The 10,163-nt window shown below is 71.0% G+C and carries 8 protein-coding genes; 7 read left to right on the plus strand and 1 reads right to left on the minus strand.

From position 1 onward, the window contains the following. Positions 1-43: 43 nt before the first annotated feature. Positions 44-835, minus strand: a complete 792-nt coding sequence (gene lexA, locus AB0B01_RS19240; protein WP_361720098.1) for a transcriptional repressor LexA — start codon at positions 833-835, stop codon at positions 44-46. A 466-nt stretch (positions 836-1,301) separates the two neighbouring features. Between lexA and nrdR the strand changes: the two genes are divergently transcribed. The 7 genes from nrdR (at position 1,302) to AB0B01_RS19275 (ending at position 10,015) form a co-directional block, all read left to right on the plus strand. Then, a complete protein-coding gene (nrdR, locus tag AB0B01_RS19245; RefSeq protein ID WP_361720101.1) occupies positions 1,302-1,814 on the plus strand; it encodes a transcriptional regulator NrdR in 513 nt (170 codons plus the stop codon). A gap of 129 nt (positions 1,815-1,943) precedes the next feature. Continuing rightward, complete coding sequence (locus tag AB0B01_RS19250; RefSeq protein WP_361720103.1) at positions 1,944-4,829, plus strand: vitamin B12-dependent ribonucleotide reductase; 2,886 nt, start codon at positions 1,944-1,946, stop codon at positions 4,827-4,829. Between the two features lie 128 nt (positions 4,830-4,957). Then, positions 4,958-5,797 (plus strand): arylamine N-acetyltransferase, encoded by an 840-nt coding sequence (locus AB0B01_RS19255; RefSeq protein WP_361720106.1) that lies wholly within the window; start codon positions 4,958-4,960, stop codon positions 5,795-5,797. Between the two features lie 32 nt (positions 5,798-5,829). Then, positions 5,830-6,435: a YdbC family protein gene (locus tag AB0B01_RS19260; RefSeq protein WP_356850280.1), complete on the plus strand. Its 606-nt coding sequence runs from the start codon at positions 5,830-5,832 to the stop codon at positions 6,433-6,435. Between the two features lie 72 nt (positions 6,436-6,507). Next, positions 6,508-7,167: a histidine phosphatase family protein gene (locus tag AB0B01_RS19265; protein ID WP_361720109.1), complete on the plus strand. Its 660-nt coding sequence runs from the start codon at positions 6,508-6,510 to the stop codon at positions 7,165-7,167. Between the two features lie 11 nt (positions 7,168-7,178). Continuing rightward, entirely contained in the window at positions 7,179-8,096 is a 918-nt protein-coding gene (locus AB0B01_RS19270) for an ADP-ribosylglycohydrolase family protein (RefSeq protein WP_361720112.1), read from the plus strand. A gap of 161 nt (positions 8,097-8,257) precedes the next feature. Next, on the plus strand, positions 8,258-10,015 hold the full coding sequence (locus tag AB0B01_RS19275) for a DUF4173 domain-containing protein (protein WP_361720115.1): 1,758 nt from the start codon (positions 8,258-8,260) through the stop codon (positions 10,013-10,015). Positions 10,016-10,163 lie beyond the last annotated feature (148 nt).

The following is a 10,163-nucleotide window of genomic DNA, read 5'->3' on the forward strand; positions in this document are numbered from 1 at the left end:
GGGACCGGCGCAGTGGGTCCCGGAGCTGGTTGGGGGCGCGGGGTCAGACCCGGCGCAGTACGGCGACGACCTTGCCGAGGATGGTCGCCTCGTCGCCGGGGATCGGCTGGTACGCGGAGTTGTGGGGGAGCAGCCAGACGTGGCCGTCCTCGCGCTTGAAGCGCTTGACGGTGGCTTCCCCGTCGAGCATCGCGGCGACGATGTCGCCGTTCTCCGCGACCGGCTGGCGACGGACCGTGACCCAGTCCCCGTCACAGATCGCGGCCTCGATCATCGAGTCGCCGACCACCTTGAGGACGAAGAGCTCGCCGTCACCGACCAGCTGGCGGGGGAGCGGGAACACGTCCTCCACCGACTCCTCGGCGAGGATCGGACCGCCGGCCGCGATCCGGCCGACCAGGGGGACGTACGAGGCGGCGGGCTTGCCGGTGGTGTCCGTGGGCTGCGAGCTCGGCTGGTCGGAGCCGCGCACCTCGTACGCCCGCGGGCGGTGCGGGTCGCGGCGCAGGAAGCCCTTGCGCTCCAGCGCCATCAGCTGGTGGGCGACGGACGAGGTGCTGGACAGGCCCACCGCCTGGCCGATCTCCCGCATCGACGGCGGGTAGCCCCGCCGCTGGACGGAGTCGCGAATGACCTCGATGACCCTCCGCTGCCGGTCCGTGAGCCCGGAGCTGTCGGCGCGGATACCTGGAGGTCGCCCTGGCAGCGAGCGTGCGGCGCGTACCGGCTCCGCCTCCGGGTTCAGACTTGCGTCATTCATGGCATGCACCGGCTCAAGTCGGCTCTGGGAGCGGTTCTGGGCAGTGATGGCGGCACTGTCTGCGGTGGTGGTCACGTCGGCCCCTCTCGAAATGTTCTCCCTAGTTGGACAACGGTAGTTGCTTTCGAAAGGTTGCGCCAAACACACGTTCGAGTGAAAAATCGCAGATCACCCAACGTGATCGCATGCTGAGGTGTATGGGCGATCGGTCCGCCGAACGCGGGTTCGGTCCCGCCTCCGCTGCTTACGGTACCCTTCCGGGTCGGATCGCCGCCTTCCGCTCCGCCCAGTGTGGCACCGGGAACCGCCGGGTCCGGGCATCCGGCGCCGCGACACGCGGATCGACGTAAATCCACCACAACCCAAGATCTAGTGGTTGGATGGGCGCGGCCGCCCAGAAGTTGTGGTCCTCGGGTCCGCTGAGGCTCCTGGGATCGCATATGCTGGGGGCTGCTCCACGAGCCCCCGGCAGAGCCCGTCTCCGTCGTTCAGGGGCTCCGAGGGGTGATTCAGTCGTGCCAAGAGGGAGGGTGAGGGAACCATGCACTGCCCCTTCTGCAGGCACCCCGACAGCCGCGTCGTCGACAGCCGCACCACCGACGACGGCACGTCGATCCGCAGACGCCGCCAGTGCCCCGACTGCTCCCGTCGCTTCACGACGGTGGAGACGGCCTCGCTGATGGTGATCAAGCGCAGCGGGGTGACCGAACCCTTCAGCCGTACCAAGGTCATCTCCGGCGTGCGCAAGGCATGCCAGGGGCGGCCGGTCACCGAGGACGCCCTCGCCCAGCTCGGCCAGCGGGTCGAGGAGGCGGTGCGCGCCACCGGGAGCGCCGAGCTGACCACCCACGACGTGGGCCTGGCCATCCTCGGCCCGTTGCAGGAGCTCGACCTGGTCGCGTACCTCCGGTTCGCGTCCGTGTACAAAGCGTTCGACACCCTTGAAGACTTCGAGACCGCCATCGCGGAACTGCGCGAGCGGCGGCCTCACCCCGAAGAGAGCGGGCCCGCCGGGACCGGTTCGGTCCCCGTGCCCGCCTCCGCCGCCGACTGACCTGGCGGCCGCAGTGCAGCGCGGCCCGTCAGCTCGGCCAGGCGAAGAAACGTAGATACAAGAGACAGCACCGTGCCGCGGAATAGCGCTGGCACTTCAGGGCGTTTTTGCCCGCATATGGGAGGCGGCATGACAGAGACGGCGAGCAGCTCGGCACGTGGTTCCCGCGCCAAGGGGACCAAGGCCGCCAAGAGCGGCCTGCGTATCGAGCGCATCCACACCACCCCGGGCGTGCACCCGTACGACGAGGTGAACTGGGAGCGCCGTGACGTCGTCATGACCAACTGGCGCGACGGCTCGGTCAACTTCGAGCAGCGTGGCGTCGAGTTCCCCGACTTCTGGTCGGTGAACGCGGTCAACATCGTCACCAGCAAGTACTTCCGCGGCGCGGTCGGCACCCCGCAGCGCGAGACCGGTCTGAAGCAGCTCATCGACCGGATCGTGAAGACGTACACGAAAGCCGGCGAGGACTACGACTACTTCGCCTCCCCCGCCGACGCGGAGATCTTCGAGCACGAGCTGACCTACGCGCTGCTGCACCAGATCTTCAGCTTCAACTCGCCGGTGTGGTTCAACGTCGGCACGCCCCAGCCGCAGCAGGTCTCCGCCTGCTTCATCCTGGCCGTCGACGACTCCATGGAGTCGATCCTCGACTGGTACAAGGAAGAGGGCATGATCTTCAAGGGCGGCTCCGGCGCCGGCCTGAACCTCTCCCGCATCCGCTCCTCCAAGGAGCTCCTCTCCTCCGGCGGCAACGCATCCGGCCCGGTCTCCTTCATGCGCGGCGCCGACGCGTCCGCCGGAACGATCAAGTCGGGCGGCGCCACCCGCCGCGCGGCCAAGATGGTCGTCCTGGACGTGGACCACCCGGACGTCGAGGACTTCATCCAGACCAAGGTGAAGGAAGAGGAGAAGATCCGCGCCCTGCGCGACGCGGGCTTCGACATGGACCTGGGCGGCGACGACATCACGTCCGTCCAGTACCAGAACGCCAACAACTCCGTCCGCGTGAACGACGAGTTCATGACGGCCGTCGAGAACGGCACCGAGTTCGGCCTGCGCGCCCGGATGACCGGCGAGGTCATCGAGAAGGTCGACGCCAAGGCGCTCTTCCGCAAGATGGCCGAGGCCGCGTGGGCCTGTGCCGACCCGGGCATCCAGTACGACGGTGTGATCAACCACTGGCACACCTGCCCCGAGTCCGGCCGCATCACCGCGTCCAACCCGTGCAGCGAGTACATGCACCTGGACAACACGTCCTGCAACCTCGCCTCGCTGAACCTGATGAAGTTCCTGAACGACGACGGCAAGGGCAACCAGTCCTTCGACGCCGAGCGCTTTTCCAAGGTCGTCGAGCTCGTCATCACGGCGATGGACATCTCGATCTGCTTCGCGGACTTCCCCACGCAGAAGATCGGCGAGAACACCCGCGCCTTCCGCCAGCTGGGCATCGGCTACGCCAACCTCGGCGCCCTGTTGATGGCCACGGGCCACGCGTACGACTCGGACGGCGGCCGCACGCTCGCCGCGTCGATCACCTCGCTGATGACCGGCACCGCGTACAAGCGCTCCGCCGAGCTCGCCGCGATCGTCGGCCCGTACGACGGCTACGCCCGCAACGCCGTGGCCCACAAGCGCGTCATGAAGCAGCACTCCGACGCCAACGCCGTGGCTCCGCGCACCGACGACCTGGACACCCCGATCTGGGCCGCGGCCACCGAGGCCTGGCAGGACGTCCTGCGCCTCGGCGAGAAGAACGGCTTCCGCAACTCCCAGGCCTCCGTCCTCGCGCCGACCGGCACGATCGGTCTCGCGATGTCCTGCGACACCACCGGCGTCGAGCCGGACCTGGCCCTGGTCAAGTTCAAGAAGCTCGTCGGCGGCGGCTCGATGCAGATCGTCAACGGCACCGTCCCGCAGGCCCTGCGCCGCCTGGGCTACCAGGAGGAGCAGATCGAGGCGATCGTCGCCCACATCGCCGAGCACGGCAATGTGATCGACGCCCCCGGCCTGAAGACCGAGCACTACGAGGTCTTCGACTGCGCCATGGGCGAGCGCTCCATCTCCCCGATGGGCCACGTCCGGATGATGGCCGCGATCCAGCCCTGGATCTCCGGCGCGATCTCGAAGACGGTCAACATGCCGGAGACGGCGACTGTCGAGGAGATCGAGGAGATCTACTTCGAGGCGTGGAAGCTGGGCGTCAAGGCGCTCGCGATCTACCGTGACAACTGCAAGGTCGGCCAGCCGCTCTCCGCGAAGAAGAAGGAAGAGGAGAAGGCCGAGGTCACCGAGAAGACCGAGGAGACCATCCGCGCGGCGGTCGAGAAGGTCATCGAGTACCGCCCCGTCCGCAAGCGCCTCCCCAAGGGCCGCCCTGGCATCACCACCTCCTTCACCGTCGGTGGCGCCGAGGGGTACATGACCGCGAACTCCTACCCGGACGACGGCCTGGGCGAGGTCTTCCTGAAGATGTCGAAGCAGGGTTCGACCCTCGCCGGCATGATGGACGCCTTCTCGATCGCGGTCTCGGTCGGTCTGCAGTACGGGGTCCCGCTGGAGACCTACGTCTCGAAGTTCACCAACATGCGCTTCGAGCCGGCCGGTATGACGGACGACCCGGACGTGCGGATGGCGCAGTCGATCGTCGACTACATCTTCCGCCGCCTGGCGCTGGACTTCCTGCCGTTCGAGACCCGCTCGGCGCTCGGCATCCACACCGCCGAGGAGCGTCAGCGCCACCTGGAGACCGGCTCGTACGAGCCCCTTGAGGAGGAGCTCGACACCGAGTCCCTGGCCCAGTCGGCCCCGCTGGCCGCGGTCCCGGCTCCGAAGCCGGTCGAGGCCGCTCCGGTCCCGGCCCCGAAGACGGCGCACTCCAACGCCGAACTGGTCGAGATGCAGCTCGGCGTCTCCGCGGACGCCCCGCTCTGCTTCTCGTGCGGTACCAAGATGCAGCGCGCAGGCTCCTGCTACATCTGCGAGGGCTGCGGCTCGACCAGCGGCTGCAGCTGACGCAGGCGGCTCCGGCGGCTTCGGCTGCTGAGCGGCTGACATACTGACGAAGCGGGGACCGGCCATGTGCCGGTCCCCGCTTCGGCGTCGGGTGGTCCGACGGTGTGTGCAGGGGAGCGGGGGAGAACATGTGGAGCGGTGACGAGCTGGACCTCGACGCCTATCTGGCGCGGATCGGGTACGAGGGGCCCGTCGGGGGCGACGGGGAACTCCGCCCGGACCTCGCGACGTTGTACGCAGTGCACCGGGCCCACACCGGTGCCATCACCTTCGAGAACCTGGACGTCCTGCTGGGCCGCTCCGTCGAGCTGGACGTCAAGGCCATCGAGGGCAAGCTCGTGCACGGCCGCCGCGGCGGCTACTGCTACGAGCAGAACTCGCTGCTCGCCGCGGCCCTGGAGCGGATCGGCTTCGAGGTGTCCGGGCGCGGCGCCCGCAACCGCACCCGGGGTGACTCCCTGCTCGCGGTGACGCACGCCGTCCTCGTCGTCACCGTCGAGGGTGAACCGTGGCTCTGCGACGCCGGCTTCGGCCACCAGGGCCCGGTCGAGCCGGTCCCGCTGGCGCGGCCCGGAGCCGAGGTGGTGCAGGGGGAGTGGACGTACGCCGTCCGCGCGGAGGAGGACGGCATCCTCGCGCTGTCCCTGCTCCGCGAGGGCACTTGGCGGGACTTGTACGCGTTCTCCCCGCAGTGCTACCACCCCGTCGACTACGTCGTGCTGAACCACTACAGCTCCTCCCACCCCCGTTCCGCCTTCCTCGGCAAGGTCGTTGTCCAACTCCCGGGCGACACCGTCCGCCGGGCGCTCGTCGGACGGGAGCTCACCCGCCTGTATCCCGACGGGCGCACCGAGCGGCAGTCCGTCGAGCCCGCAGAGCTGCTCGCCCTGCTCGACCGGGAGTTCGGGCTTCGGTTGTCCGGGCGGGATGCGGAGGAACTGGAGCGGATCAACCGCGCTGGGGACTGACCGGGGCCGCGCCGGGCCCGTACCATGGCGCAGTGCTGGTCAAGTGGATTCGCTGCACGGTGACGGACCGACGCGGGTTCGAGCGTGGGCAGCGCAAATGGGCGGGGCTGCCCGGCGAGCCCGGATTCCGGGGTCAGGGCGGCGGCTGGAGCCGGGGACGGCAGGGGGTCGCGCATGTTTTCGCGTTCTGGGAGAGCCGGTCCTTCTACGACTCCTTCATGGCCCGCTCCCACGACCGGCTGGCTGCCGCCCAGAACGGCACGTACACCGATGCGCGGGTCACGCTCTTCGACCACCGCTTCGATGTGAAGACCGGCTTCGAACCGCGCTTCACCGATGCGGACGTCGTCCGCGTGGCGCACACCCGGGTGCGTGAGGGCCGGGTGGACCACTTCGCCCTGATGCAGGAGAAGGTGTGGAATCCGGCCATGGCCGGCTCCCCCGGAATGATCCGCGGCCTCTTCGGCGAGGCCCCGGGCCGGGAGTTCCTCGTCCTGTCCATGTGGCACGCGGCCGGCGAGCACGGCAAGTACCGCCAGGAGCGGGTCGAGCGGCTCTCGCTGCGCGCCCAGACGGAAGCCGACGTCGAGGCCCTCACCGGGGACGTCGTCGACCTCGAACCCTCCTGGACGGTATGACCGTACGACGATCGCAGGGCTGACCGGCGTGCCCGGGCGCCCGGTCCGACGACGGCCGAATAGGGTCGTGGAATGGTACGACCACGGCGTATCGTCCTTGTCCGACACGGGGAATCGGAGGGAAATGCCGATGACACGGTGTACGAGCGGGAGCCCGACCACGCCCTGCGGCTGACCCGGCTCGGGCACGAGCAGGCCGCCGAGGCCGGCGTGCGCCTGCGCGAGCTCTTCGGCGACGAGCGCATCAGCGCGTACGTCTCCCCGTACCGCCGCACCCTGCAGACCTTCCGCGACCTGCGCCTCGACCCCACCCGCGTGCGGATGCGCGAGGAGCCGAGGCTGCGCGAGCAGGACTGGGGGAACTGGCAGGACCACGAGGACGTACGCCTGCAGAAGGCGTACCGGGACCGGTACGGCCACTTCTTCTACCGCTTCGCGCAGGGCGAGTCGGGCGCCGACGTCTACGACCGGGTCGGCTCGTTCCTCGAAAGCCTCTACCGCAGCTTCGAGGCCCCCGACCATCCGCCGAACGTGCTGCTGGTCACGCACGGGCTGACGATGCGGCTGTTCTGCATGCGCTGGTTCCACTGGTCGGTGGCGGAATTCGAATGCCTGTCCAATCCTGGAAACGGAGAATTCCGGGTGCTCCAGCTCGGCCCGGACGGCCGCTACCGGCTCGACCGCCCGTTTGAGCGCTGGACCACACCGGAGCCTTACGACCTGGACGGCTAAAGTGACGCGGGATGACCGCTGACTCCTCCTCCGAAAGGCGCTACGCACGCGCCGTGGCCAGCCTGCGCGGGCTGGCCCTGGGTGACGCCCTGGGCTCCCAGTACTTCGTCCCCGTGAACTACCCCCTGCTCAAGCGGCGTGAGCTGCCCGTCGGCTCCGACCCGTGGCAGTGGACCGACGACACCGAGATGGCCTGCTCGGTGGTGGCCGTCCTCGCCGAGCACGGACGCATCGACCAGGACGCTCTGGCGAGCTCCTTCGCCCACCACCACGACTTCGACCGCGGATACGGGCCCGCCGTGAACCGGATGCTGCGCCTCATCCGGGAGGGTCAGGACTGGCGCACGCTGGCCGCCGAGCTGTTCAACGGGCAGGGTTCCTGGGGCAACGGGGCGGCCATGCGCATTGCCCCGCTCGGTGCCTGGTACGCCGACGACCCCGAGCAGGCCACCCACCAGGCGGAGATCTCCGCCTACACCACGCACCAGCACCGCGAGGCGGTCTGCGGCGCCATGGCCGTCGCCGCGGCGGCCGCGCTGGCGGCGGCCCCGGCCGGCCCGCCGAAGGCCGAGGACCTCCTGGACGGGGTGATCGCGCTGGTACCGCGCAGCGCAGTGGGCGCAGGGCTGCGCCGCGCGCGGGACATGCTGGACTACGGCGACGCGACCACCGTCGCGGCGGTGCTGGGCTGCGGCCGGCGCACGAGTGCCCACGACACGGTGCCGTTCGCGCTGTGGTCGGCGGCACGCTCGCTGGACGACTACGAGCGGGCGTTCTGGACCACCGCGCAGGTCGGCGGGGACGTGGACACGACCTGCGCGATCGTCGGCGGGGTGCTGGGAGCGCGCGGGGACGAGGTGCTGCCGGCTGCCTGGCTGGCCCGCACGGAGGCCCTTCCGTCCTGGCTCCCAAAGGTGGCCGCGCGCTAGCGCGCCCGGGTGCCGCAGGCCCGCGGGGCCGGGCCGGTGTTTGTCACGGTCCTGCCACAGGGCCCCTGCCTCCCGGTCGAAGCCGCACGTCACGGGCCTACCCTGTCCGCTCCGCCGCCCCCACCGGATGCCGGGGGCGGCCGACAGGGGAGGGGGAGCCGATGACGGAGTCCGAGAGAGCGGGCGACGGAACGGCCGAGGAGGCGACGGCGGCCGGGGTGTCCGGCGCGACCGAGGAGGCGACGGCAGCCGGGGTGTCGCCCGCGGCCGACCAGGAGTCCGGCGGCGGGCGGGACAAGGCGGCGCCCCCGGCCAGCCCGCCCCCGGCCAGCCCGCCCCCGGCCGGGCCGCCCCCGGGGTGGGACGCCCGCGCATGGCAGGCTTACCAGGCCCGCCAGCAGCGCGCCCGGAGCGGAGCCTGGTCCGCCGCCCCGCTGGGCTGGGCGATGGCCGCCCGCCCCGCCGACGCCGCTCCCATCGGAACCGCCGTCCTCGTCTCGGCCGTCGCCACGGGAGTCGCAGCGGCGCTCCTCCTCGGCGACGGCCTGGGCTCCGGCCTGCTGCTCGCGGCGGTGCCGGCCGTCGTCGCCGCGTACGCCGCCGCGCGCACGGCCCGGCGCACCGCCCGGCCGTGGACCCTTGCGTGGGCGGTCGGCTGTCTTCTGCTCCTCGCCGTGCCCGCGTTGCGCGACGCCGGCTGGCCCTCCACCCTGGCGCTGCTCGCGGCCGTCCTGCTGGGCGCCCTCGCCCTGCACGGCAGCCGCACCTGGCCCGGTGTGCTGCTCAGCCCGCTCGGCCTCGTCGACGCCACCGTGCTCGGCGCCCGCTGGGCCTGGGCCGGGCTGCGCGCGCGGGGCAGCGGGGTCAACCGGGAGCGGTGGGTGCCCGTGGCCAAGGCGGCCGCGGTGGCCGTGGTCCTGCTGGTGCTGTTCGGCGCCCTGTTCGCGTCCGCCGACGCCGCCTTCGCCGATCTGCTGGAAGGGTTGACGCCCGAGGTGTCCGTCGGCGACGGTCTGGTGCGTTTCCTGCTGTTCCTGCTCGGGACCCTGCTCGCGCTGGCCGCCGCGCGCACCGCCGCCGCGCCCTCGCGCTGGGACCGTATCCGGGTGGCCCCCGGAAAGCCCCGGTCGCGCATCGAATGGGCGCTTCCGCTCGTCCTGCTCAACCTGCTCTTCGCCGGCTTCAACGCGGTCCAGCTGGCCGTCCTGTTCGGCGGCTACGACAAGGTCTTGGAGAGTACCGGCCTCACCTACGCCGAGTACGCGCGCCAGGGCTTCTGGCAGCTGCTCTGGGCCACCCTGCTCACCCTCGCCGTGATCGCGCTCGCCCTGCGCTGGGCGCCGCACGGGGGAGCCGGCGACCGGCGGTTCGTACGGGTCGTCCTCGGCACGCTGTGCGCGCTCACCCTGGTGGTGGTCGCTTCCGCGCTGCGCCGCATGGACCTGTACGTGGACGCGTACGGGCTGACCCGGCTTCGGGTGTCCGTGGCCGCCATGGAGCTGTGGCTCGGTCTGGTGATCGTCCTGATCATGGCCGCGGGGGTGTTCGGTGCGCGCTGGCTGCCGCGGGCGGTGGCCGCGAGCGCGGCGGGCGCCGTGCTGGTCTTCGGCCTGATGTCGCCGGACGGGCTGGTCGCCGAGAAGAACGTGGCCCGCTACCAGAAGGCCGCCAAGATCGACCTGGCCTATTTCCAGTCCCTGTCCGCGGACGCGGTGCCCGCCCTGGACCGGCTGCCGGAGCCGCACCGGTCCTGCGCCCTGCGCGGGATCAACGACGAGATGGCGAAGGACCGTCGCCTGCCCTGGTACGCCATGAGCCTCGGCGAGTACCGGGCCAGGAAGATCCTGCGGGAGCGCCCGGTGACGGCATCGTACGAGGTCTGCTCGCGGCTCGGGACCTTCGCCCGCCCGATGGAGTAGGCGCGCCGCAGGGAGGCGTACGCATACGGAGGCCCGGCCGCGGGGGGGGGAGCCCCGGCCGGGCCGGGCGTTAGGGGGCCGCGGGTGAGGCCGGCGGTCCGGCGGGGGGGGGGGGGGCGGTGTGCGCGGCGGGGGGGGTGGGGGGTAG

The organism is Streptomyces sp. NPDC044571, from assembly GCF_040647115.1.
Taxonomy (GTDB): Bacteria; Actinomycetota; Actinomycetes; order Streptomycetales; family Streptomycetaceae; genus Streptomyces.

Bases quoted from the DNA above. Each gene is read 5' to 3' on its own strand.
- AB0B01_RS19250 (WP_361720103.1), top strand. From the start codon at position 1,944: ATGACAGAGACGGCGAGCAGCTCGGCACGTGGTTCCCGCGCCAAGGGG.
- AB0B01_RS19275 (WP_361720115.1), top strand. From the start codon at position 8,258: ATGACGGAGTCCGAGAGAGCGGGCGACGGAACGGCCGAGGAGGCGACG.
- AB0B01_RS19270 (WP_361720112.1), top strand. From the start codon at position 7,179: ATGACCGCTGACTCCTCCTCCGAAAGGCGCTACGCACGCGCCGTGGCC.
- AB0B01_RS19255 (WP_361720106.1), top strand. From the start codon at position 4,958: ATGTGGAGCGGTGACGAGCTGGACCTCGACGCCTATCTGGCGCGGATC.
- nrdR (WP_361720101.1), top strand. From the start codon at position 1,302: ATGCACTGCCCCTTCTGCAGGCACCCCGACAGCCGCGTCGTCGACAGC.
- AB0B01_RS19265 (WP_361720109.1), top strand. From the start codon at position 6,508: ATGGTACGACCACGGCGTATCGTCCTTGTCCGACACGGGGAATCGGAG.